The 24328-nt window shown below is 69.9% G+C and carries 21 protein-coding genes; 12 read left to right on the top strand and 9 right to left on the bottom strand.

The features are described from left to right. Positions 1–204 precede the first annotated feature (204 nt). The 7 genes from ACIQOU_RS10020 (at position 205) to trxA (ending at position 9912) form a co-directional block, all read left to right on the top strand. Positions 205–2592, top strand: a complete 2388-nt coding sequence (locus tag ACIQOU_RS10020; protein ID WP_401535655.1) for a DUF6049 family protein — start codon at positions 205–207, stop codon at positions 2590–2592. Positions 2593–2636: 44 nt separating this feature from the next. Then, positions 2637–4895 (top strand): murein biosynthesis integral membrane protein MurJ, encoded by a 2259-nt coding sequence (gene murJ / locus ACIQOU_RS10015; protein ID WP_401535654.1) that lies wholly within the window; start codon positions 2637–2639, stop codon positions 4893–4895. A 139-nt stretch (positions 4896–5034) separates the two neighbouring features. After that, positions 5035–6753 carry a serine/threonine protein kinase gene (locus tag ACIQOU_RS10010; protein ID WP_401535651.1) on the top strand — a complete coding sequence of 573 codons (1719 nt, stop codon included), beginning with the start codon at positions 5035–5037 and terminating at the stop codon, positions 6751–6753. Between the two features lie 27 nt (positions 6754–6780). Continuing rightward, complete coding sequence (sigM, locus tag ACIQOU_RS10005) at positions 6781–7506, top strand: RNA polymerase sigma factor SigM (protein ID WP_401535649.1); 726 nt, start codon at positions 6781–6783, stop codon at positions 7504–7506. Further along, positions 7503–8420, top strand: coding sequence for an anti-sigma factor family protein (locus ACIQOU_RS10000; protein WP_401535648.1), 918 nt, complete (start codon positions 7503–7505; stop codon positions 8418–8420). The genes sigM and ACIQOU_RS10000 overlap by 4 nt, the downstream gene beginning before the upstream one ends. A gap of 147 nt (positions 8421–8567) precedes the next feature. Further along, entirely contained in the window at positions 8568–9536 is a 969-nt protein-coding gene (trxB, locus tag ACIQOU_RS09995) for a thioredoxin-disulfide reductase (RefSeq protein ID WP_401535647.1), read from the top strand. A 46-nt stretch (positions 9537–9582) separates the two neighbouring features. Beyond that, complete coding sequence (gene trxA / locus ACIQOU_RS09990; protein ID WP_401535646.1) at positions 9583–9912, top strand: thioredoxin; 330 nt, start codon at positions 9583–9585, stop codon at positions 9910–9912. Positions 9913–9994: 82 nt separating this feature from the next. On the opposite strand, the gene ACIQOU_RS09985 is transcribed toward trxA, so the two are convergent. The 9 genes from ACIQOU_RS09985 to rpmH all read right to left on the bottom strand — a co-directional run bounded on the left by ACIQOU_RS09985 (position 9995) and on the right by rpmH (position 16975). Next, a complete protein-coding gene (locus ACIQOU_RS09985; protein WP_401535645.1) occupies positions 9995–10612 on the bottom strand; it encodes a GNAT family N-acetyltransferase in 618 nt (205 codons plus the stop codon). A gap of 211 nt (positions 10613–10823) precedes the next feature. Continuing rightward, the gene (locus ACIQOU_RS09980; protein ID WP_401535644.1) at positions 10824–11927 is read right to left on the bottom strand and encodes a ParB/RepB/Spo0J family partition protein; all 1104 of its coding nucleotides are present in this window, start codon (positions 11925–11927) and stop codon (positions 10824–10826) included. After that, positions 11924–12997 (bottom strand): ParA family protein, encoded by a 1074-nt coding sequence (locus ACIQOU_RS09975; protein WP_401535643.1) that lies wholly within the window; start codon positions 12995–12997, stop codon positions 11924–11926. The genes ACIQOU_RS09980 and ACIQOU_RS09975 overlap by 4 nt, the downstream gene beginning before the upstream one ends. Positions 12998–13438: 441 nt before the next feature. After that, complete coding sequence (gene rsmG, locus ACIQOU_RS09970) at positions 13439–14155, bottom strand: 16S rRNA (guanine(527)-N(7))-methyltransferase RsmG (protein WP_401535642.1); 717 nt, start codon at positions 14153–14155, stop codon at positions 13439–13441. A 118-nt stretch (positions 14156–14273) separates the two neighbouring features. Continuing rightward, positions 14274–14786, bottom strand: a complete 513-nt coding sequence (locus ACIQOU_RS09965; protein ID WP_401535641.1) for a protein jag — start codon at positions 14784–14786, stop codon at positions 14274–14276. 15 nt (positions 14787–14801) lie between these two features. Next, complete coding sequence (yidC, locus tag ACIQOU_RS09960; protein WP_401535640.1) at positions 14802–16091, bottom strand: membrane protein insertase YidC; 1290 nt, start codon at positions 16089–16091, stop codon at positions 14802–14804. A 3-nt stretch (positions 16092–16094) separates the two neighbouring features. Next, on the bottom strand, positions 16095–16448 hold the full coding sequence (gene yidD / locus ACIQOU_RS09955; RefSeq protein ID WP_401535639.1) for a membrane protein insertion efficiency factor YidD: 354 nt from the start codon (positions 16446–16448) through the stop codon (positions 16095–16097). Next, positions 16445–16816, bottom strand: a complete 372-nt coding sequence (gene rnpA / locus ACIQOU_RS09950) for a ribonuclease P protein component (RefSeq protein WP_388349094.1) — start codon at positions 16814–16816, stop codon at positions 16445–16447. Before rnpA ends, yidD begins: the two co-directional genes overlap by 4 nt. A 21-nt stretch (positions 16817–16837) precedes the next feature. Then, on the bottom strand, positions 16838–16975 hold the full coding sequence (rpmH, locus tag ACIQOU_RS09945) for a 50S ribosomal protein L34 (protein ID WP_006348049.1): 138 nt from the start codon (positions 16973–16975) through the stop codon (positions 16838–16840). Positions 16976–17349: 374 nt separating this feature from the next. Here rpmH and dnaA point away from each other — a divergent pair, with 374 nt between their 5' ends. From dnaA to ACIQOU_RS09920, 5 genes are all read left to right on the top strand, one after another. Further along, entirely contained in the window at positions 17350–19254 is a 1905-nt protein-coding gene (gene dnaA, locus ACIQOU_RS09940) for a chromosomal replication initiator protein DnaA (RefSeq protein WP_401535638.1), read from the top strand. A gap of 1028 nt (positions 19255–20282) precedes the next feature. Beyond that, entirely contained in the window at positions 20283–21413 is a 1131-nt protein-coding gene (dnaN, locus tag ACIQOU_RS09935) for a DNA polymerase III subunit beta (protein ID WP_401535637.1), read from the top strand. A gap of 143 nt (positions 21414–21556) precedes the next feature. Then, on the top strand, positions 21557–22432 hold the full coding sequence (gene gnd / locus ACIQOU_RS09930; protein ID WP_401535635.1) for a phosphogluconate dehydrogenase (NAD(+)-dependent, decarboxylating): 876 nt from the start codon (positions 21557–21559) through the stop codon (positions 22430–22432). A gap of 141 nt (positions 22433–22573) precedes the next feature. Further along, a complete protein-coding gene (gene recF, locus ACIQOU_RS09925) occupies positions 22574–23695 on the top strand; it encodes a DNA replication/repair protein RecF (protein WP_401535633.1) in 1122 nt (373 codons plus the stop codon). After that, positions 23692–24237 carry a DUF721 domain-containing protein gene (locus ACIQOU_RS09920; protein ID WP_401535632.1) on the top strand — a complete coding sequence of 182 codons (546 nt, stop codon included), beginning with the start codon at positions 23692–23694 and terminating at the stop codon, positions 24235–24237. Before recF ends, ACIQOU_RS09920 begins: the two co-directional genes overlap by 4 nt. Positions 24238–24328 lie beyond the last annotated feature (91 nt).

Here is a 24328-nt window from a genome sequence, read left to right as displayed (position 1 = left end):
CGGACACCCCGTCCGATACGCCCCCAAGCCCCGCCCTTGAGACCTACTGAGGCGCTCCTCTTTATACGGGCATATACAGGACCCCCCGGACCGCCCTCCCGATCTTGTGGTGCACTCCGCGGCACTTCCGCTCCGCGGGCATCGTTACCATGCGTGGACGCACATTCCGACGACCACTGACGACGACGAGGGACGGGCGAGCGCGTGGCCGAGGCGGCAGACTTTCCGAGGACCAGTACCTCACCTGCCCGCCGCTGGCTGCGGCGCACCGGAGCAGTGCTCACGGGTGTGCCTCTGCTGGCCGGTCTGCTCCAGCTGCCCTCCGCCCTGCCCGCGCAGGCGACCGAGCAGTCCGCGCGGGAGGCCGCCGGTGCCGGATCGGTCTCCGTCGCCCTCGACACGCTCTCCCCGGCCGCGCCCACGGACGGGGACACGCTGACCGTCTCCGGCACGGTGACCAACAACGGCAAGCAGGCGGTCACCGGCGCCCATGTAGGGCTGCGGGTGGGCAATCCGCTCGACACCCGCTCGGCGATCGACGACGCCGCCGACGACAGCACCGATGTCCGCGCGTCCGCCGGCAGCGAGGTCGGCGGCAAGTACGTCGAGAAGTTCGCCAAGCTCACCCCGGGTGTCGCGCAGCACTTCAGCATCTCCGTGCCGGTCGACAAGCTGGACCTCGGTGACGACGGCGTCTACCCGTTCGCCGTCTCGCTCTCCGGCATGACCTCCGCGCAGCCCTGGGACCAGCTCCTGGGCATCCAGCGGACCTTCCTGCCGTGGCAGCCCGAAGAGGCCGACACGACGACGAAGACGACGTATCTGTGGCCGCTGCTCTCCACCGTGCACATGACGGCGGAGACCGGCGCCAACGACCAGCAGACGCCGGTCTTCCTCAACGACGACCTGGCCAAGGAGATCGCCCCCGGCGGCCGCCTGGACCAGATGCTGTCGCTGGGCGAGAGTCTCGACGTCACCTGGGTGATCGACCCCGACCTGCTGGCCTCCGTCGACGCCATGACCCGCAGCTACCGGGTACGCGGCGCCGACGGCACCACCACGGCCGGCACCCACCAGGCAGTCGCCAAGCAGTGGCTGGCGGAACTACAGAAGGCGGTGACCGACAAGGAGGTCGTCGCGCTGCCGTTCGCCGATCCGGATCTGGCCTCCCTCGCGCACAACGGCACGAGCGTGACCGGCTCGCTGGGCCACCTCAAGGAAGCCACCGACGTCGTCGACAACACCATCGAGCCGATCCTGCACGTGAAGCCGAGCACCGACTTCGCGTGGCCCGTGGACGGCGCCGTCGACCCGTCGATCGTCAAGGTCGCCACCTCGGCCGGCGCAGACACGATCATCGCGCGCAGTGACAGCCTCCAGGAGACCGGCCGGCTGTCCTCCACGCCCTCCGCCGCCCGCCCGATCGGCGGCGGCACCACGGCGGTGGTCGCGGACGCCCGGCTGTCCACGGGGTTCCAGGGCGATCTGACGTCGGCGTCCGCGTCCACGCTCGCCGTACAGGAGTTCCTCGCCCAGAGCCTGTCGATCGACGGGCAGACGGACAACCAGCGCAGCGTCGTCGTCGCCCCGCAGCGGATGCCGACGGCGAGCCAGGCCCAGGCGATGGCGGCGGCGGTGACGGCTCTCCAGGGCGGGAACTGGTCCACATCCCAGGAGCTGGCGACGGCCGCGAAGGCCAAGCCCACCCCGGGCGCCACCACCAGGGTCCCGTCGGCGTCCGCCTACCCCTCCTCGCTGCGCAAGCGGGAGCTGCCCCGGTCGGCGTTCGAGCAGATCGCGGCCACGCAGGACAAGCTCGACAGCTTCCAGGTGATCCTCACCGACAAGTCCCGGGTGGTGACCCCCTTCGGGCGGGCCATGAACCGGGAGATGTCCACATCCTGGCGTGGCCGGTCCGCCGAGGCGGAGAGCTTCCGCAGCTCGGTCGCCGCCCACCTGGACGATCTCGCCGACCAGGTCAAGCTGATCGACAAGTCCGACACCAAGCTCTCCGGGCGCAGCGCCACCATCCCGGTGACCGTGCAGAACAACCTCGTGCAGGGCGTCGACCACCTGGTACTGCGGCTCAGCTCGACGAACCCCACCCGCCTCCAGATCAGCGGGCACGACTATTACGAGCAGCCCATCACCGTCTCCGGCGGCCACAGCCAGACGGTGAAGTTCACCACCACGGCCAAGGCCAACGGCCAGGCCACCGTGGTCGCCCAGCTGTACACACAGGACGGCCAGACCTACGGCGCCCCGGTCACGTTCGACGTCAAGGTCACCGAGTTCACGGCCACCGTGATGCTGGTCATCGGCGGCGGCTTCCTGCTCCTCGTCCTCGCCGGCTTCCGGATGTACACCCAGCGCAAGCGGGCGGCAGCCCGCGCGGTGGACGACGGCCCCGACGAGACCGGCGGCGAACCCGCGGACGGACCGGAGAACCCGCAGGGCCCCGAGGACCGTCTCAAGGCAGAACCCGGCACCGACGCCCGGGCCGACGACCCGGAGCAGCCGAGTGACCCGACAGCGGACACCCCAGCGGAAAGCGCGGACCCGTCCGGCACGGGTGAGAGAGTGGACCGTTGAGGATGTCGTGGCCGGTGGGCCCGGGACGATGAGGTGGGGTAGCGATGAACGCGCCGTACGACGGTGACCGCGGCCAGGGCGCGGGCGGCCCGGGGCTCCCCGGTGGCCCGCAGCCCGAGGACGGCCAGGCATCGCCGCAGCCGACCGCCGACATGTACCTCCAGGACGCCTACGCCCAGGACCCCTACCGGGACCAGGACCTGTCCGCGCAGGACCCGGTCGCCGAGGCCCTCTACGACCGGGCCGCGCACCCGCCGCCCCCGCCGGGCAGCTACCCGCCGCCGCAGCCCCTGTACGGGCGGCCCCAGCAGACGCCGTACAGCCCCGACCCGCGGGTGTGGGCCCAGACTCCGGCGCCCGAGCCGGGCGGGGCGACCCAGTTCCTGCCGCACGGCGACGACCCGCGCACGACGCAGTTCGTCGGCGTGGACGACCTCGTCACCCAGGCCGGCGACGAACGCCCCGGGCAGGACGCCTTCGCCCACCTCTTCCGCGACCAGCAGCAGGGCGGCGGCTACGGCGGCCCCGGGCAGGGCCCCTCCCAGCCGTCGTACGGTCCGCCGGGCGTCCCCGGCCCGACACCGGCACCGGCCTCGTACGGGGCCACCGCACCCGCCGCCGAAACGCCCGCCCCGGCACCGGCCGCCGCTCCGGCGGCCCCCGCCAAGAAGAGCGGCAAGGCGGCGGGCCTGCTCAAGTCGAGCGCCCTGATGGCAGCCGGCACGATGGTCTCCCGCCTCACCGGCTTCATCCGCTCCGCGCTGATCGTCTCGGCGCTCGGCGTCGGCATGCTCGGCGACACCTTCCAGGTGGCCTATCAGCTGCCGACCATGATCTACATCCTGACCATCGGCGGCGGCCTCAACTCCGTGTTCGTGCCGCAGCTCGTGCGCGCCATGAAGGACGACGAGGACGGCGGCGAGGCCTTCGCCAACCGGCTGCTGACGCTGGTGATGGTGGCGCTCGGCGCCCTCACCGCGCTGGCCATGTTCGCCGCGCCGCTCCTGGTGCGCGTGCTGTCGGTGCCGGTCGCCGACGACCCCGCCGCCAACAGCGTCGCCGTCACCTTCACCCGCTACTTCCTGCCCACCATCTTCTTCATGGGCATCCACGTGGTGATGGGCCAGATCCTCAACGCCCGTGGCCGGTTCGGCGCGATGATGTGGACCCCGGTCCTCAACAACATCGTCATCATCGTCACTCTCGGCACGTTCATCTGGGTCTACGGCAGCTCCGCCAACTCCGGCATGACGGCCGGCAGCATCCCGCCGGAGGGCCAGCGGCTGCTGGGCATCGGCGTCCTGCTCGGCCTGGTGGTCCAGTCCCTGGCGATGATCCCGTACCTCCGGGAGACCGGGTTCCGGGTGCGGCTGCGCTTCGACTGGAAGGGCCACGGCCTCGGCAAGGCCGCGATGCTCGCCAAGTGGACCGTGCTGTTCGTCCTCGCCAACCAGGCGGGCGCCATGGTCGTCACCCAGCTCTCCACCGCCGCGGGCAAGAGCTCCCCGGTCCAGGGCACCGGCTTCGCCGCCTACGCCAACGCCCAGTTGATCTGGGGCCTGCCGCAGGCCATCATCACCGTCTCCCTGATGGCCGCCCTGCTGCCGCGTATCTCGCGCTCGGCCGCCGAGAACGACGGCGGCGCCGTCCGCGACGACATCTCCCAGGGCCTGCGCACCACGGCCGTCGCGATCGTGCCCATCGCCTTCGGGTTCGTCGCCCTCGGCATCCCGATGTGCACGCTGATCTTCGGCTCCTCGGGCACCAACTCGGCCACCAACATGGGCTTCATGCTGATGGCCTTCGGTCTCGGGCTGATCCCCTACTCGGTGCAGTACGTCGTCCTGCGCGCGTTCTACGCCTACGAGGACACCCGGACGCCGTTCTACAACACGGTGATCGTCGCCGTGGTGAACGCCAGCGCCTCCGCGGTCTGCTACTTCGTCCTGCCGCCCCGCTGGGCGGTGGTCGGTATGGCGGCCTCCTACGGGCTCGCCTACGCGCTCGGTGTGGGCGTCGCCTGGAACCGTCTGCGCAAGCGGTTGGAGGGGGACCTGGACGGAGCCCGCGTGCTGCGCACCTATGCTCGGCTGTGCATCGCCTCGATCCCGGCCGCGCTGCTCAGTGGTGCGGCCTGCTACGGGATCGGTCACACGCTCGGCCAAGGGGTCCTCGGCTCCCTCGCCGCGCTGGTGGCCGGCGGTGCCGTGCTGCTCGCCGTCTTCTACGTCGCGGCCCGCCGCATGCGCATCGAGGAGCTCAACTCGCTCGTGGGCATGGTGCGCGGGCGTCTGGGGCGTTGATAAAGGGGTAAGCGCGCAACCATCGTCCGCCGCCGTGTGTCGTGCATTGCGGCGGACTGTGGGCACAATTGGTTTCGGCGTCTGACGGGCGCGCACGGATGTCGGTCGGCGCGCGACGAGTGGGGAGGCAGGGACGACGGTGGCGGAACGGAGCACGGCTGCCGTCGACGTGGCAGACAACAGTGGCGACAAGCCGCTGACCGCACAGGCGGACCAGTCCACGGCCGACGGGGTGGCCCAGAACCGGGAGCGGGACACGGAGAACGACGAGGCGCAGGGGAGTGGCGGTACCGGGAGTCCCGGGAAGACCGCGCCACCCGAACTGCACAGTGGCCACAAGCTCGCCAGACGGTACCGGCTGGAGGAGTGCGTCACCCGTCTGGACGGGTTCAGCAGTTGGCGTGCCGTGGACGAGAAACTCCGGCGTGCGGTCGGCGTCCACACCCTGCCCGCCGATCACACACGGGCGCGTTCCGTGCTGGCCGCGGCACGTTCGTCGGCGCTGCTCGGCGACCCGCGGTTCGTCCAGGTCCTCGACGCCGTCGAGGAGAACGACCTCGTCTACGTCGTCCACGAATGGCTGCCCGACGCGGTCGAGCTGACCGCGCTGCTCGCTCCCGGCCCGCTGGAGCCGCACGACGCGTACCAGATGGTCAGTCAGGTCGCCTCGGCGATGGCCGCCGCGCACCGCGAGGGCCTCGCCCATCTCCGGCTGAACCCGAGCGCCGTACTGCGCACCTCCAGCGGCCAGTGGCGCATCCGCGGTCTCGCGGTGAACGCGGCGCTGCGCGGCATCACCTCCGACACCCCGCAGCGCGCCGACACCGAGGCGATCGGCGCCCTCCTGTACGCGTCGCTCACCCAGCGCTGGCCGTACGAGAACGACGCCTACGGTCTCTCCGGGCTGCCCAAGGCCATCGGTCTCATCGCCCCCGACCAGGTGCGCGCCGGTGTCCACCGGGGGCTGTCCGAGCTGGCCATGCGGGCGCTCGCCAACGACGGGGCGACCGCGTCCCGGCACGAGTCTGCCTGCACCACGCCGGAGGAGCTGGTGAAGGCGATCGGCGAGATGCCGCGCATCCGGCCGCCGGAGCCGACGTTCACCGCCCCGCCCGAGTACCAGCGCACGACGTACCAGCAGGGCACGTACGGCCGTCCGACGCCGCCCGGTGCCACCCAGCCGGTGCCGACGCTCCCCGCGCCGCTACAGAGCCGTACCGGCAAGGCGCTGAAGTGGGCCGTCTCGGCGCTCCTCATCGCCGCCCTGGGGCTGGGCAGTTGGCAGCTCGCGGACGCTCTGATGGAGAACGGCAACCAGTCCGAGGACCAGAACCAGACGCAGACGACCGACGAGGGCGACAAGAACAGCGCCGCTCCGAAGCCGACGAAGACCCTCAAGATCGCGGGCGCGCAGGAGTACGTCGCCAAGGGTGACGCCCAGCATCCCGGTGACGTCGACAAGACCTACGACGGCGACAGCTCCACGTACTGGCGTACCGCCAGCTACACGGACGGACCGGAGATGAAGCCGGCGTTCAAGCCCGGCGTCGGCATCGTCTACGACCTCGGGTCGGCGCAGGAGGTCTCGGCCGCCTCGATAGGGCTGCTGTTCAGCGGCGACCACACGACGGTCACGCTGTACGCGACCAGTTCGCTGAGTTCGTCGGTCCCGATCACCTCCATGGACAAGCTGGGATCGGTGACGACGACCGGCACGACCGCCAAGGTGTCGGTCGCCAAGCCGGTCAAGAGCCGGTACGTGCTGGTGTGGTTCACCGCACTGCCGTACGCGCAGGGGGACCGGTACAGCGGCAGCGGGTACAAGCAGGCGATCACGGACCTGAAGTTCACCGGCTGACCACCAGGTCCCAGGGGAGGGGGTCCGATGGCGGATGAGACCGCGTACGGCGACACCAGCGATCAGGACCTCCTGGCCCGCCACGGGGAGGGTGACCCGCACGCGTTCGGCGAGATCGTGCGGCGTCACCGCGACCGGCTGTGGGCGGTGGCCCTGCGGACGCTCGGCGACCGCGAGGAGGCCGCCGACGCCGTCCAGGACGCCCTGGTGTCCGCCTACCGGGCCGCCCACACCTTCCGGGGCCAGTCGGCCGTCACAACCTGGCTGCACCGCATCACGGTGAACGCCTGCCTGGACCGCGTCCGCAAGGCCGCCTCCCGGAAGACCTCGCCGGTCGACGACACCGAGCGCCTGGAACAGCTCCTGGAGCCGCACGAGTCGGCCTCGGCCCCGGCCGAGCGCAACGACCTGCACCGCCAGCTCATCGAGGCCCTGGGCACCCTGCCGCCCGATCAGCGCGCCGCGCTGGTCCTCGTGGACATGCAGGGGTACCCCGTCGCCGAGGCCGCCCGCATCCTCGACGTGCCGACCGGCACGGTGAAGAGCCGCTGCGCCCGGGGCAGAGCCAGACTGCTGCCCCTCCTCACCCATCTCCGGCCCGAGCGCACCGGCGCCGACGAAGAAGGCGGTGCCGGACGGAACCGCTCGCGCCGGACATCCGTCCCACCGGCAGCGGGACCGCCGACCGAAGGTCCCGAGGACACCGGGCCGAGTGATTCAGCTGCTGTGAAGGGCGGAGGTGGGCGCGCGTGACATTCACGACGGACATGACCGGACACCCGGACGTCGACGAGTTGTCCGACCTCACCGAGGACCTGCTCCCGCCGTCCCGGACCACCGAAGTACGTCGGCACCTGGACGGCTGCGAGCCCTGCGCGGACGTCTACGCCTCGCTGGAGGAGATCAGGGACCTTCTCGGTACCGCGCAGGCCCCGCCGGCCATGCCCGCCGACATCGCCCACCGGATCGACGCCGCCCTCGCGGCAGAGGCCCTCCTCGGCGCGACGGCATCCGACGGCTCCCCGGCGCACGGGGAGCTCGACGCACCGGCTCCCGTGGCCGAGTCCGACGACGACAGCGTGCGTGTTTCACGTGAAACAACGACAGCGGCGGACCGTCCCTCCGGACGCGCCCGAACCTCCACCACCGGCCCGGGCCGCAAGAACCGCAAGCATGGGGGGCGCCGTCGGGTCGCCGTCCTCGGCGCGGTGTTCACGGTGGCCGTCCTCGGACTCGGCTCCGTGCTGCTGACGACCCTGCACGACGACAGGCCGTCGACCTCCCAGGCACAGCCACAGGCCACCGCGAGGGACACCTTCTCCTCGGCCAAGCTGGAGACCCAGGTCGCGGCTCTCCTCAAGGACCAGAGCACGGCCAGCTCCAAGGCCCCGAAGAGCATGGGCATCGAGGGCGACCACGACCAGCCCAAGGTCCTGAAACAGCCCACCGTGCCCGAGTGCGTCCAGAACGGCATCGGCCGCGACGACACGGCGCTGGCGGCGCAGGAAGGCACCTATCAGGGCGGCGAGGCCCTCCTCGTGGTCCTGCCCGACGCCACCGACACGACCAAGGTGACGGCGTACCTCGTGGACGCGAGCTGCGTGGACCGTCCGTCGTCCGCGCCCAAGGCGAAGGTCCTTCTGACCGAGACCTACGCGCGCCCCTGAGCGGCGGCTCCCTCACCCCTCACTCGGGGCCTTCGTGTGCCCGGACACAGTGGGAATGCACGCCCCTTAGTATCCGTTGGGTGGGGTGAGAGTTCCGAAAGGCCTCCCCCGGTCCGCAGACGCAGTCCAGAGACGAGGAAACAAGCCGTGAGCGACGTCCGTAACGTGATCATCATCGGCTCCGGGCCCGCCGGCTACACGGCGGCGCTCTACACCGCGCGCGCCTCGTTGAAGCCGCTGGTCTTCGAGGGAGCCGTCACCGCGGGCGGTGCGCTCATGAACACCACCGACGTGGAGAACTTCCCGGGCTTCCGCGACGGCATCATGGGGCCCGACCTCATGGACAACATGCGCGCCCAGGCCGAGCGCTTCGGCGCCGAGCTGATCCCGGACGACATCGTCTCCGTCGACCTGACCGGTGAGATCAAGACCGTCACCGACACCGCGGGCACCGTCCACCGCGCCAAGGCCGTCATCGTCACCACCGGCTCCCAGCACCGCAAGCTGGGTCTGCCGAACGAGGACGCGCTCTCCGGACGCGGTGTCTCCTGGTGCGCCACCTGTGACGGCTTCTTCTTCAAGGACCAGGACATCGCCGTGATCGGCGGCGGTGACACGGCCATGGAGGAGGCGACCTTCCTCTCCCGGTTCGCCAAGACCGTGACGATCGTCCACCGTCGTGACACGCTGCGCGCCTCCAAGACGATGCAGAACCGCGCGTTCGCCGACCCGAAGATCAAGTTCGTCTGGGACAGCGAGATCGCGGAGATCCAGGGCGACCCGAAGCTGTCCGGCCTGAAGCTGCGCAACCTCAAGACCGGCGAGCTGTCGGACCTGGCGGTCACCGGCCTGTTCATCGCGATCGGCCACGACCCGCGCACCGAGCTGTTCAAGGGCCAGCTGGACCTGGACGAGGAGGGCTACCTGAAGGTCGCCGCCCCCTCGACGCGCACGAACCTCACCGGTGTCTTCGCCGCCGGTGACGTGGTCGACCACACCTACCGTCAGGCCATCACCGCCGCCGGCACCGGCTGCTCGGCCGCGCTCGACGCCGAGCACTTCCTCGCCTCCCTCTCGGACAGCGTGGCGGCCGAGCCCGCGACGACCACTGTCTGACCCCCCGCCTGCCGCACCGCACCAACCAGTAAAGGAGCCCCCCGCCGTGGCCGACCTGAAGAACGTGACCGACGCTTCCTTCGAGGAGGACGTCCTCAAGAGCGACAAGCCCGTCCTGGTGGACTTCTGGGCCTCCTGGTGCGGTCCGTGCCGCCAGATCGCTCCGTCCCTCAAGGCGATCGCCGAGGAGCACGGCGACCGTATCGAGATCGTGAAGCTCAATATCGACGAGAACCCGGGCACGGCCGCCAAGTACGGCGTCATGTCCATCCCGACGCTGAACGTGTACCAGGGCGGCGAGGTCGCCAAGACGATCGTCGGCGCCAAGCCGAAGGCCGCGATCCTGCGCGACCTTGAGGACTTCATCGCCGAGTGATGTTTCACGTGAAACACGAAGGGGCCGACTCCGTGGAGTCGGCCCCTTCGTCTGTGCGGCCTCCCTCTGCGGGACGCCCGCTTCACAGAGGACGCAGCGCCGGTTCCTTCTGTACAGCTCCCAGGAGCCGGTCCAGCGCCATCTCGACGTCTTCCTTCCAGGAGAGCGTGGTCCGCAGATCCAGCCTCAGCCGAGGGTGCGTGGGATGCGGACGGACCGTCTTGAAGCCCACGGCCAGGAGATGGTCGGCCGGCAGCAGACACGCGGGCTCCGTCCAGCGGGCCTCCCCGAACGCCTCGACCGCCTTGAAGCCCCGTCGCAACAGGTCCTTCGCCACCGTCTGCACCATGACCCGGCCCAGCCCCTGCCCCTGGTACCCCGGCACAAGGAACGCCGTCATCAGCTGCACGGCGTCCGGCGAGACGGGACTCGTGGGAAACGCCGTCGAGCGGGGCACGTAGGCGGGCGGGGCGTAGAGCACGAAACCCACCGGCACGTCGTCGACGTAGACGATCCGGCCGCAGGAACCCCAGTCCAGCAGGACGGCGGAGATCCAGGCTTCCTTCTCACGGGCGGACGTGCCCGCCTTCACGGCGGCTTCGCCTCTGACGGGGTCCAACTCCCAGAAGACACAAGACCGACAGCCCCGGGGGAGATCCTGGAGGTTGTCCAGCGTGAGCGGTACGAGCCTGCGCCCCATGAAGGCTGTTCCTCGCTTCCCTCGCCCGCGGCATCGCGAGCGGCAGTCAGAGCGCTGCGTCGTTCCCTGAACAGGCTGCCCGAACGCATCGTATCCACGAAGCGAATCGATCGATATGGAATGAAAGCAAAGAGCGGGCCGTGTCCGGCACACACCGGACACGGCCCGCTCAGACGGCCCACCGCGCGATGAAGCCCGGTCGGCCGAGGGCCTACTGCTCCTCGTCGCCCTCCGCGTCGTCCTCCAGAAGGCTCTTCTGAAGGACCCGGCCCTCGCCCGGAGCGAGGGAGCCGAGAATGCGCTCAAGGTCGTCCATGGAGGCGAACTCCACAGTGATCTTGCCCTTCTTCTGCCCGAGGTCGACCTTCACCCGCGTCTCGAAACGGTCCGAGAGCCGACCCGCGAGGTCACTCAGCGCCGGGGAGACCCGGGTCCCGGCCCGCGGCCCCTTGGAACGCTGGGCGGCCTGCGGACGCGAACCCATGAGGGTCACGATCTCCTCGACCGCCCGCACCGACAGCCCCTCGGCGACGATCCGGTGAGCCAGCCGGTCCTGCTCCTCCGAGTCGTCCACGGAGAGCAGGGCCCGCGCATGACCGGCCGAGAGCACCCCGGCGGCCACCCTGCGCTGCACCGACGGCGACAACTTCAGCAGCCGGAGCGTGTTGGAGACCTGCGGCCGGGAACGCCCGATCCGGTCCGCCAGCTGGTCGTGCGTGCAGTTGAAGTCCCTCAGCAACTGGTCGTAGGCCGCGGCCTCTTCCAGCGGGTTGAGCTGCGCGCGGTGCAGGTTCTCCAGGAGGGCGTCGAGAAGGAGCTTCTCGTCGTCCGTGGCCCGCACGATCGCCGGGATGGCCTCCAGGCCGGCTTCCCGGCAGGCCCGCCAGCGCCGCTCGCCCATGATCAGCTCGTAGCGCGCGGGGCCTGCCTGCCGTACGACGACGGGCTGGAGAAGGCCCACCTCCTTGATGGAGGTGATGAGTTCCTGCAATGCGTCGTCGTCGAAGACCTCACGCGGCTGGCGCGGGTTCGGCGTGATGGAGTCGAGCGGCAGCTCCGCGAAGTGAGCGCCCATCGGGGATGCCGGCAGCTCCGCACCGCCGCTCGACGGCAGTTCCTCGGTTTCACGTGAAACAGGCGGCAGCGTGGCCACCTTCGCCGCGGCCACTCCGCGGTCGCTCGTCAGCACCGGCACCGCCGACGGGGACGCGGAACCAGCGCCCCCCATTGCCGACTGGGCCGGTGTCTTCTCCGTCGGGGCAGCGGGGATCAGTGCGCCGAGACCACGACCCAGACCCCTTCGTCGCTCGCTCACTGGATGCCCTCCACCATGCTCGGATCACTCTGGGCGCCGATATGGGCGTGCTGCGCGTCATAACTGACGCCGACACCCCTCAACGCGATTTCTCGTGCCGCCTCAAGATAGGACAGGGCACCGCTCGATCCGGGATCGTAGGTCAGCACCGTCTGTCCATAGCTCGGCGCCTCGGAGATGCGGACCGAGCGGGGGATGCTCGTCCGCAGTACCTCGTCACCGAAGTGGCTGCGCACCTCGTCCGCGACCTGGGAAGCAAGACGCGTCCGGCCGTCGTACATGGTGAGCAGAATCGTCGAGACGTGCAGGTCGGGGTTGAGGTGCCCCCGCACCAGGTCGACGTTGCGCAGGAGTTGACCCAGACCCTCCAGCGCGTAGTACTCGCACTGGATGGGGATGAGCACCTCGGCCCCCGCGACCAGTGCGTTGACGGTCAGCAGGCCCAGGGACGGCGGGCAGTCGATGAGGATGTAGTCCAGCGGCTGCTCGTAGGCCCGGATGGCCCGCTCAAGTCGGCTCTCTCGTGCCACCAGGGACACCAACTCGATCTCCGCACCGGCGAGATCGATGGTGGCGGGGGCACAGAAGAGGCCTTCGACGTCAGGGACAGGTTGGACGACTTCCGACAGCGGTCTGCTGTCGACCAGGACGTCGTAGATGGAAGGGACTTCGGCGTGGTGGTCGATCCCCAGCGCGGTGGAGGCGTTGCCCTGGGGGTCGAGGTCGACCACCAGGACGCGGTTGCCGTGCAGGGCAAGGGACGCGGCAAGGTTGACGGTTGTCGTCGTCTTGCCGACACCGCCCTTCTGGTTGGCGACCACCATGACACGGGTCTGCTCGGGCCGTGGCAGGCCCTCGCCGGCACGGCCCAGAGCCTCTACCGCCAGTTGGGCAGCACGACCGATCGGTGTGTCGTCCATGGGGGGCGGTGTTTCACGTGAAACATCCTCCCCCATCGACTCGGTGCGGGGACCGGGGACCGGATCGGTCATCGGTCCCGCGATGTTGGCGTTGGACCGCAAGGATTCACTCTCCTCGACTTCAGGCTCGCGATGAACAGAGCCTGTCATGCCTTCGGGGTCATGAACCAGTGAGGCCTGGTCTTCTGTGGAGAAATCCACCTCTGTGGACAACTCCGCAACCTCTCCGAGTGAACCGAGAGGCTTCCGATCGCGGGGTTCGGCCGCAGCGCGGCCCCGGCTGATGATGCCGTGCAGCAGGGAGCGACGTTTCACGTGAAACACGATGCGCCCCGGCCAAGGCCGAACTGCCGCGACACTCCGGCATGCGTAGGTTTGACAGCTTGTGTGGAGTACGGCCCCCTGTCGAGCCAGATGGACGACCTGCACGACCCGACCACCCGTCAGAACGGGAACCCTGCACCCCGCACAGCCCGACCACCCGTCAGGACGGACCAGCACCCCGCACAACCCGCCCGCCCCACCGGCCTACCGAACCGTCGCCCCAGAGCCCCGTCGGCCCACCGACCGAGCGCCCCGCCGACTCGCGCCTCACCGGCGTCGGCGTGCCCGCCCTGTCCGTGCCGCCTTGGCGCGCTTCGCGGCGAACCGGACGCCGCCCGGGCTCTCCCCGACCTCGACGCGAACCACCGTCGACAGCGGGTCCACGATGCCCTCGCCCACCTGGAGCACCGACGTCTCCACCGCGCCGAGCTTGTTGAGCGCGGCCCCCGCGGCCTTCAGCTCCTCCTCGGCGGTGTCGCCCTTCAGGGCGAGCATCTCGCCGTAGGGACGCAGCAGCGGGATGCCCCAGGTCGCCAGCCGGTCCAGAGGCGCCACCGCACGTGCCGTCACCACATGGACGGGCGGCAGCTGGCCCATGACCTCCTCGGCCCGCCCCCTCACGACCGTCACATGGTCCAGGCCCAGCAGCTCGACGACCTCGGTGAGGAAGTTCGTCCGGCGCAGCAGCGGCTCCAGGAGCGTGATCTTCAGGTCGTCCCGGACCAGCGCCAGGGGAATGCCGGGCAGCCCGGCGCCCGAGCCGACGTCGCACACAGTCACGCCCTCGGGCACGACCTCCGACAGCACCGCGCAGTTCAACAGGTGCCGTTCCCACAGTCGGGGCACCTCGCGCGGGCCGATCAGACCGCGCTGCACACCGGCCTCGGCGAGCAGCTCCGCGTACCGCACCGCGTCCGCGTACCGCTCGCCGAACACCTCATGTGCCTGCTCGGGCACAGGGGGAAGCTCCGCTGCCTCCGTCACGGGGGACCGTCCTTCCGTACCGCATCAGCGCACCGAGCGCCGATCATCAGAACTATTCTGCTGACAAAGTTCGGCCCCGTCTGCGCAACAGACGGGGCCGGAGGAACGTAAGAACCGATCAGGCGGGAAGCACGACGACGAAGCGCTGCGGCTCCTCGCCCTCCGACTCGCTGCGCAGGCCCGCGGCCTTGACCGCGTCATGCACGACCTTGCGCTCGAACGGCGTCATCGGGGCCATCTTCACGGGCTCGCCGGTGCTCTTCACATCGGCGGCGGCCTTGGCGCCCAGCTCGGACAGCTCGGTGCGCTTCTGGGCACGGTAGCCCGCGATGTCCAGCATCAGCCGGCTGCGGTCGCCGGTCTCCCGGTGCACGGCCAGACGCGTGAGCTCCTGGAGCGCCTCCAGCACCTCGCCGTCCCGGCCGACCAGCTTGAGCAGGTCACGGCCTCCCGAGTCGCTGATGATCGACACAGCGGCCCGGTCGGCTTCGACGTCCATGTCGATGTCGCCGTCGAGGTCGGCGATGTCCAGCAGACCCTCAAGGTAGTCCGCCGCGATATCGCCCTCCTGCTCCAGGCGGTTCAGGGTGTCTGCACCCTCGACAGCGGCGGAGGTGGTGCCTTCCGTCACGGGATGGGCTCCTTCTTACTTCTTGGACGGGGACTTGGGGCGCTGCGGACCCTTGCGCTGCCCGGACTGGGCCTTGCTGCGCCCGCCACTGCCCGGCTGGGGCTTCTTGGCAGCGGTGGTGGACGTGGCGCCCCCCGACTCGTCGGACGACTTGATCAGCGACGGCGAGTCGGACGTCGACGACGCGTCCTCACCGGCCGCCTTGGGACCCGACTGGCGCTGCGACTTGCTCTGGCGCTTGGGCTGCTGGCGCTTGGGGGCGGCGGGGCCGGTGGTGGTCGACGTGCCGTCCTCGTTCTCCACGACGACGGCGCCGTCGCTCTTGGCCACGGTGCCGTCGGCCTGGGCCGCGAGACCCGCCTTCGTCAGGGAGTTGATGAACTTGCGCTCGAACTCGTTGCGGTCGCGGCCCTTGCCGACGATCGCCTTGACGATGGTCCGCTCGCTGCGCCGACGGGTCTTGCCGTGGTGCGTGACGTGCTTGGTCAGCCGCTCCAGGTAGGCGGCCTGGGCCTTGGAACCCGGCGTCGGGTTGTTGCGGATGACGTACATCTGCTGGCCCATGGTCCACACGTTGGTGGTCAGCCAGTAGACGAGGACACCGACGGGGAAGTTGATGCCGAAGATGGCGAACATGACCGGGAAGACGTACATCAGCATCTTCTGCTGCTGCATGAACGGCGTCTTGACCGTGGTGTCGACGTTCTTCGTCATCAGCTGGCGCTGTGTGTAGAACTGCGACGCCGACATCAGGACGATCATGACCGCGGTCACGACCCGGACGTCGAGGAGGGAGGCGCCGAGCGCCGTCACCGTCGCCGAGCTGTCGGTGAACTTCGCCGCGAGCGGGGCACCGACGATGTGCGCATTACGGGCGCTGGCGAGCAGCGACTCGTTGATGACGCCGATGGTCGAGCCCGTCGCGATGGCGTTGAGCACGTGGTACAGCGCGAAGAAGAACGGGGACTGCGCCAGGATGGGAAGGCACGAGGAGAGCGGGTTGGTGCCCGTCTCCTTGTACAGCTTCATCATCTCTTCGGACTGACGCTGCTTGTCCGTCTTGTAGCGCTCCTGGATCTTCTTCATCTCGGGCTGGAGCGTCTGCATGGCCCGGGTCGACTTGATCTGCTTCACGAAGAGCGGGATCAGGCAGATGCGGATCAGGATCACCAGAGACACGATCGACAGGCCCCAGGCCCACCCGGTGTCCGCGCCGAAAATCGCGCCGTACACCTTGTGGAACTGGACGATGACCCAGGAGACGGGTGTCGTGATGAAGCTGAACAGGCTGGCAATCGTGTCCACTAATCATGCTCCTTGGGCATGGGACGGGCTCTCTGCGGCCGGGCTCGAAGGACGGGGCCCCTCGATGGCCGGTTCGGCGGCGGAGGTCCCGCCCCTGCGTTTGCGCCACGCGTCACGCAGCATTTCGTGCCACCGCGGACGCTTGCGCGGCGGGACATGGTCCACGCCGCCCAACGACCACGGGTTGCAGCGCAGGATGCGCCAGGCAGTGAGTGCCGTGCCCTTGATGGCACCGTGCCGGTCGATGGCCGTGTAGCCGTAGTGGGAGCACGACGGGTAGTACTTGCAGACCGGTCCGAGCAGCGGACTGATGGTCCACTGGTACAGCTTGATCAGAGCCAGCAGCGGGTACTTCATCGCGCGCCCCCTCCCAGCAGCCGCTCCAGAGCGGCGTCCAGGTCTTGGGCCAGCTGTGCATGATCGGCGTCGCCCGCTCCGGGCAGCGCTCGTACGACCACCAGGCTACCGGGGGGCAGCAGGGCGACTCGGTCACGCATCAGATGGCGAAGTCTGCGCTTCACCTTGTTGCGGACGACAGCTCCGCCCACGGCTTTGCTGACGACGAAACCCGCACGCGTCGGGGGAGCGCTCTCCCCAGGCGCGTGCGGGTCCGTGGCACCGCTACGAAGGTGTACGACGAGGGACGGGCGGCCTGCCCGACGTCCTCGTCGTACCGCGGTCGCGAAGTCCTCGCGCCGCCTCAGCCGGTTCTCGGTGGGCAGCACGACGGCATGACCTGACCGGGATCAGGCGGAAAGGCTGGCGCGACCCTTGCTGCGGCGGGACGCGAGAATCGCGCGGCCGGCACGGGTCCGCATGCGAAGACGGAAGCCGTGGGTCTTCGCGCGACGACGGTTGTTCGGCTGGAAGGTGCGCTTGCTCACTCGGGGGCTCCAGAGATAAATCGGTGTTCGCGGGGTGCCGTCCTGGCTGTCACCGTGCGCCCACGAGTAGCTCGCGTCACGCCCGAGTGCACCGCTTCCCGATCACTGAGAGCGATCTGTGCCCATCGGAGGCAGGCGGCAGCAGCCATCGACAACTCGACCTGGTTACGGTACGCGCGGCTCCGCCATCCGGTCAAACCAGCAGCCTGCGGGAGACACTGTCCACAGGCTGGGGACAACAACTTGAACCGCAGCCATCGCCCTGACTACCTTGGCGGGACTCCGATTCGTTCCCTTGTCCCCGACGCCACCCGATTTAGATCCCCACCGTCCCGCAACCACACGTTCGTGGGACCCTCGAGAGAGCGTGCTCTGTGGCTGACGTACCTGCCGATCTTGCCGCAGTGTGGCCACGAGTACTGGAGCAGCTCCTCGGGGAGGGCCGCGGACAGGGCGTCGAGTCCAAGGACGAGCACTGGATTCGACGCTGTCAGCCGCTCGCGCTGGTCGCCGACACGGCGCTGCTCGCCGTTCCGAACGAATTCGCGAAGGGCGTCCTCGAAGGACGCCTCGCGCCCGTCGTCAGCGACACCCTGAGCCGTGAGTGCGGCCGGCCGATCCGCATCGCGATCACCGTCGACGACTCCGCGGGCGAGCCCCCCGGCCCGCCCGCCCCGCCGTCGCGCCCCCAGCAGCGCTACGAGGAGTCCGAGCCGCCCGCCTACGAGGGCGGCTACGGGCGGCACCGCGCCGACGAGCGCTCGCCCGGGCGCGGCGACCAGTTGCCCAGCGCGCGCCCCGCCTACCCCTCGGAGTACCAGCGCCCCGAGCCCGGCGCCTGGCCGCGCCCCGCGCAGGACGAGTACAGCTGGCAGCAGCCCCGGCTCGGCTTCCCCGAGCGCGACCCCTATGCCTCGCCGCCGCAGGACACCTACGGCCAGCAGCAGGACGCCTACGGTTCCGGGCAGGACGGATACGGGCCGCCCGGACAGGACGCGTACGGGCCGCCGTCGCGCGACTACCGCCAGCAGCCGACGGACCGCTCGCCCTACGACAACCAGCGCTCCGACTACGACCAGGGCCGGTCCGACTACGACCAGCGCGACACGCGGCGTGAACGGGCCGAGCAGTCCCCCCCGGGACGCGTCCACCGGGGCGGTCCTGTCGGCTCCGCGCTGCCCGCCTCCAGCGGCGCCCCCGGTCCGCTGGCCGCGCAGCCCGCGCCCGCCACCGGACCCGGCGAACCCACCGCGCGTCTCAACCCGAAGTACCTCTTCGACACGTTCGTCATCGGCGCGTCCAACCGCTTCGCGCACGCGGCGGCCGTCGCCGTCGCGGAGGCGCCCGCCAAGGCCTACAACCCCCTCTTCATCTATGGGGAGTCGGGGCTCGGCAAGACCCACCTGCTGCACGCGATCGGGCACTACGCGCGCAGCCTGTACCCCGGCACGCGTGTGCGGTACGTCAGCTCCGAGGAGTTCACGAACGAGTTCATCAACTCGATCCGGGACGGCAAGGGCGACAGCTTCCGCAAGCGGTACCGCGAGATGGACATCCTTCTTGTCGACGACATCCAGTTCCTCGCGGACAAGGAGTCGACGCAGGAGGAGTTCTTCCACACGTTCAACACGCTGCACAACGCGAACAAGCAGATCGTGCTCTCCAGCGACCGGCCGCCCAAGCAGCTGGTGACGCTGGAGGACCGGCTGCGCAACCGCTTCGAGTGGGGCCTGATCACCGACGTCCAGCCGCCCGAGCTGGAGACCCGGATCGCCATCCTCCGTAAGAAGGCGGTGCAGGAGCAGCTGAACGCCCCGCCGGAGGTGCTGGAGTTCATCGCGTCCCGGATCTCGCGGAACATCCGTGAGCTGGAGGGCGCGCTGATCCGGGTGACGGCGTTCGCGTCGCTCAACCGGCAGCCGGTGGACCTGGGCCTGACGGAGATCGTCCTGAAGGATCTGATCCCCGGCGGCGACGACTCCGCGCCCGAGATCACCTCGACGGCCATCATGGGCGCGACCGCCGACTACTTCGGGCTCACCGTCGAGGACCTGTGCGGCACCTCGCGCGGACGCGCCCTGGTGACGGCCCGGCAGATCGCCATGTATCTGTGCCGCGAGCTGACGGACCTGTCGCTGCCGAAGATCGGCGCGCTGTTCGGCGGCCGCGACCACACGACGGTCATGCACGCGGACCGCAAGATCCGCAATCTGATGGCCGAGCGGCGCTCCATCTACAACCAGGTGACGGAGCTGACCAACCGCATCAAGAACGGCTGACGGCGGCCCCCAGGGGCACCACGGCCGCGCGCGGACGTCCTGTCGAGGGCGCCCACCGGAGTTCCGGCGGGCGCCCTCTTCCTGTGTCCGGTGGCCCGCCGTTCCGCTGCCCTGTGACGCGCCGCTCCTCTTTCTTTTATGGGCCCGGCGGCCCGGCGACCGGGCCGCGCGACGGCCGTCAGGCGGCGGCAGCGGCCGGTGGCGAGGTGCGGGGCGGGCGGTGCGGGGTGGGCGGTGGCCGGTGACTGTTCGATTCCGGGCGAGGTTACGGCCGTCGTCCACAGATTCGGCGACTTTTTCCCCTCCACAGCCTGGGGACCACGAAGTTGTCCAGATCGCTGTCCACAGGGTCCCCGGGTGCGAGACGATCAAGGCAGGTCAGGTGGCTGTGGATTCGTGGACAAAAGATATCCACAGCCTGTGGACGGACTGACGGTCCACACCCTGTGCATGGAGTTGTCCACCGGCAACTCACAGACTGAGGCCGCTTGTCCCCAGCAAAATCCACCTTCTCCACAGAGCTGTCCACTGTTCGGCAACGTGACGCGCCACCTCACCGGGTCGAGTGAAAGGCGTCACACGAAGGTGCCGGGTTGGCCTGTGGGCAAGTGGGGAAAAGCTGGGGACGCGTCTGGGGAGAACTCGCCGCTTCCTGTGCATGGAGTGTGCAGAACTTTCTGTTCTCCACAGAGACCCCGAGTTGTCCACCGGCTCCGCCCACAGGGGCAGTGGATAAAATTTCGGGTCTGAGCTGCGAAAACGGGGTTATCCACCGTATCCACAGGCCCTACTACTACGACCAACTAGAGAGGGCTGGGAAACCGTTTCGAAGTGGGTCCTGTGCACAACTCGCCGCCAGGACGTCGACCGCGCCCCGGTACGACTTGACCCCGAGGGGCACCTACTGTCAGTGCCGTGCGTCAGACTGTTCCCCGGTGTCCTTCCCCTCTCCGGGGCCCGACGACACCTCGACAGACGACAAAGCCAGGCAGGCCTAGCAGCGCCGGCAACAGCAGGAGGCGGCAACAGTGAAGATCCGGGTGGAACGCGACGTACTCGCGGAGGCAGTTGCCTGGGCGGCGCGCAGCCTCCCGGCCCGTCCGCCGGCGCCGGTCCTCGCGGGCCTGCTGCTGAAGGCGGAGGAGGGGCAGCTCAGCCTCTCCAGCTTCGACTACGAGGTCTCCGCACGCGTGTCGGTGGAGACCGAGGTCGAGGAGGAGGGCACCGTCCTGGTCTCCGGCCGGCTGCTCGCCGACATCTGCCGGGCCCTGCCCAACCGGCCCGTGGAGATCTCCACAGACGGTGTACGGGCGACGGTGGTCTGCGGTTCCTCGCGGTTCACCCTGCACACCCTGCCGGTGGAGGAGTACCCGGCCCTGCCCCAGATGCCGAACGCGACGGGCACGGTCCCCGGCGAGGTCTTCGCCTCCGCCGCCGCCCAGGTCGCCATCGCGGCGGGGCGTGACGACACGCTGCCCGTGCTGACCGGCGTGCGCATCGAGATCGAGGGCGACACGGTCACCCTCGCCTCCACCGACCGTTACCGCTTCGCGGTCCGTGAGTTCCTGTGGAAGCCGGAGAACCCGGAGGCCTCCGCGGTCGCCCTGGTCCCCGCCAAGACGCTCCTGGACACCGCCAAGGCGCTCACCAGCGGCGACAGCGTCATCCTGGCGCTGTCCGGTGGCGGCTCCGGCGAGGGCCTGATCGGTTTCGAGGGCGCCGGACGCCGGACCACGACCCGGCTCCTGGAGGGCGACCTCCCGAAGTACCGGACGCTGTTCCCGACCGAGTTCAACTCCGTCGCCGTGATCGAGACCGCGCCCTTCGTGGAGGCCGTCAAGCGCGTCGCCCTGGTCGCCGAGCGCAACACCCCGGTGCGGCTCAGCTTCGAGCAGGGCGTGCTCATCCTGGAGGCCGGCTCCAGCGACGACGCACAGGCTGTGGAGCGCGTCGACGCCCAGCTGGAGGGCGACGACATCTCGATCGCGTTCAACCCGACGTTCCTGCTGGACGGACTGAGCGCCATCGACTCGCCGGTCGCGCAGCTGTCGTTCACGACGTCGACGAAGCCCGCGCTGCTCAGCGGCAAGCCGGCGCTGGACGCCGAGGCGGACGAGGCCTACAAGTACCTGATCATGCCGGTGCGGCTGAGCGGCTGACCCTCGGGTCGGCACAAAGCCCCAGGTGAGGGTGTACGTATGAGCGCGTATGCCCACAGGTGTGCGGGAGCGTCCGGGTCTAGGCTCGGACGTCGGCACGCAGGTGCCTCACACGCCACACCGCAACCTAAAGGAACCAACTGATGGACCTCGGTCTCGTCGGCCTCGGCAAGATGGGCGGCAACATGCGCGAGCGGATTCGCCGCGCGGGCCACACCGTGTACGGATTCGACCGCAACCCCGACCTCGCGGACGTCCACAGCCTCGAAGAGCTGGTGGGCAAACTTCAGGGCCCGCGCGTGGTCTGGGTGATGGTCCCCGCCGGACAGCCCACCCAGTCCACGATCGACGAACTGGCCGAGCTGCTGGAGCCGGGTGACGTCGTCGTCGACGGCGGCAACTCCCGCTGGACGGACGACGAGAAGCACGCCGAGGAGCTGGCGGCCAAGGGCATAGGTTTCGTCGACTGCGGCGTCTCCGGCGGCGTCTGGGGCCTGAAGAACGGCTACGCGCTGATGTACGGCGGGGCCGTCGAGGACGTCGACAAGGTGCGGCCGGTGTTCGACGCGCTGAAGCCGGAGGGCGAGTTCGGCGCGGTGCACGCCGGGAAGGTCGGCGCCGGCCACTTCGCGAAGATGGTCCACAACGGCATCGAGTACGCCATGATGCAGGCCTACGCCGAGGGCTGGGAGCTGCTGGAGAAGGTCGACTCCGTCACCGATGTGCGCGAGGTCTTCCGGTCCTGGCAGGAGGGCACCGTCATCCGCTCCTGGCTGCTCGACCTCGCCGTCGACGCGCTGGACGACGACGAGCACCTCGACAAGCTCAAGGGGTTCGCGCAGGACTCCGGCGAGGGACGTTGGACCGTCGAGGCCGCGATCGACCACGCCGTTCCGCTTCCGGCGATCACGGCGTCGTTGTTCGCGCGGTTCGCGTCGCGGCAGGACGACTCGCCGCAGATGAAGATGATCGCGGCGCTGCGCAACCAGTTCGGCGGGCACGCCGTCGCGACCAAGTAGGTCCGGCGGCACGGTAGTTCACAGCCTGGGGACGGCGGTCCGCCACCGTCCCCGGGCGGCCCCGGTTCGTCCACAGGCGGTGGACGGGGCGGGGGACGGAGCAGGAGCAGAGACCACGGTGGGGGAGGACGGCCTACGACCATGCATGTGACGCATCTTTCGCTGGCCGATTTCCGCTCGTACGCCCGGGTCGAGGTGCCGCTCGATCCGGGCGTCACCGCGTTCGTCGGTCCGAACGGGCAGGGCAAGACCAATCTCGTCGAGGCCGTCGGCTATCTCGCCACCCTCGGCAGCCACCGGGTCGCCTCCGACGCGCCCCTGGTGCGGATGGGCGCCGAACGGGCCGTGATCCGGGCCCAGGTCCGCCAGGGCGACCGGCAGCAGCTGATCGAGCTGGAGCTGAACCCCGGCCGCGCCAACCGGGCCAGGATCAACCGGTCCACGCAGGTCAGGCCGCGTGATGTGCTGGGCATCGTACGGACCGTGCTGTTCGCGCCGGAGGATCTGGCGCTGGTCAAGGGCGATCCCGGTGAACGGCGCCGGTTCCTCGACGAGTTGGTCACGGCGCGCTCGCCGCGGATGGCCGGGGTGCGGGCGGACTACGACCGGGTGCTCAAGCAGCGCAACACCCTGCTGAAGTCGGCGGCGCTGGCCCGGCGGCACGGCGGGCGTTCGATGGACCTGTCGACGTTGGACGTGTGGGATCAGCATCTGGCGCGGGCGGGTGCGGAGTTGCTCGTTCAGCGGCTGGATCTGATCGCTTCGCTGCGGCCGCTCGCGGACAAGGCGTACGAGCAGCTGGCGCCTGGCGGGGGGCCCCTGGCGCTGGAGTACAAGCCGTCGGCGCCCGGTGAGGCGCACACCCGCGAGGAGCTGTCCGAGCAGCTCCTGGGGGCGCTCGGGGAGGCGCGCAAGCAGGAGATCGAGCGGGGCGTGACCCTGGTGGGCCCGCACCGGGACGATCTGCTGCTGAAACTCGGTGAGTTGCCCGCGAAGGGGTACGCGTCCCACGGCGAGTCGTGGTCGTACGCGCTGGCGTTGCGGCTGGCCTCCTACGACCTGCTGCGGGCCGAGGGCAACGAGCCGGTGCTCGTCCTCGACGACGTCTTCGCCGAGCTGGACGCCCGGCGCCGGGAGCGGCTGGCGGAGCTGGTGGCGCCCGGCGAACAGGTCCTGGTGACGGCCGCGGTCGACGACGACGTTCCGCAGGTGCTGGCCGGGGCGCGGTACGCGGTGGCCGACGGGGCGGTGGAGCGGGCGTGACGGGCGACGAGGCCCGGGAGCCCGGCGCGGCCAAGAAGGTGGCGGAACCCTCCGGTGTCGACCTCGCGCGCGTGGCGTTGCGGCAGGCGAAGGAGGCGGCACGCGCGCGGGGCGACGCGGTGCAGCAGCGCAAGCAGGCGCGGCGCGGGGGCCTGCGCTCCGGCGCGCGCGCGGACGGCCGCGACCCGATGGCGTTCGGGGCGGCGATCCACCGGCTGATCAACGAGCGGGGCTGGGAGACGCCCGCGGCGGTCGGCGGGGTGATGGGGCGGTGGCCGCAGATCGTCGGCGCGGACGTGGCCAAGCACTGCGAGCCGGAGAAGTACGACGAGGACGAACATGTGCTCGTGGTGCGCTGCGACTCGACGGCGTGGGCGACGAACCTGCGCCTGCTCGCGCCGAACCTGGTGGCGCGGCTGAACGAGGATCTCGGGCACGGCACGATCACGTTGATCAAGGTGCTGGGTCCGGGCGGGCCCGTCCGTCGCTACGGTCCGCTGCGGGCCCCGGGCAGCACCGGACCGGGTGACACCTACGGGTGATGGACATCACGTCACGGGCGCGTACGCGCGCGCGTGACGTCGATCGTCGCGCGGTCGCGGGGCGCCGCGGATCTTGACCTGACTCCCAAGT

This window comes from Streptomyces sp. NPDC091279 (genome assembly GCF_044757465.1).
Taxonomy (GTDB): domain Bacteria; phylum Actinomycetota; class Actinomycetes; order Streptomycetales; family Streptomycetaceae; genus Streptomyces.
Note: the sequence above shows the minus strand (reverse complement) of the source record. Positions and strands in the feature narration are given on the sequence as shown.

Bases quoted from the DNA above. Each gene is read 5' to 3' on its own strand.
- ACIQOU_RS09985 (WP_401535645.1), bottom strand. From the start codon at position 10,612: ATGGGGCGCAGGCTCGTACCGCTCACGCTGGACAACCTCCAGGATCTC.
- gnd (WP_401535635.1), top strand. From the start codon at position 21,557: ATGGACCTCGGTCTCGTCGGCCTCGGCAAGATGGGCGGCAACATGCGC.
- murJ (WP_401535654.1), top strand. From the start codon at position 2,637: ATGAACGCGCCGTACGACGGTGACCGCGGCCAGGGCGCGGGCGGCCCG.
- ACIQOU_RS09975 (WP_401535643.1), bottom strand. From the start codon at position 12,997: ATGACAGGCTCTGTTCATCGCGAGCCTGAAGTCGAGGAGAGTGAATCC.
- sigM (WP_401535649.1), top strand. From the start codon at position 6,781: ATGGCGGATGAGACCGCGTACGGCGACACCAGCGATCAGGACCTCCTG.
- recF (WP_401535633.1), top strand. From the start codon at position 22,574: ATGCATGTGACGCATCTTTCGCTGGCCGATTTCCGCTCGTACGCCCGG.
- yidD (WP_401535639.1), bottom strand. From the start codon at position 16,448: ATGAAGTACCCGCTGCTGGCTCTGATCAAGCTGTACCAGTGGACCATC.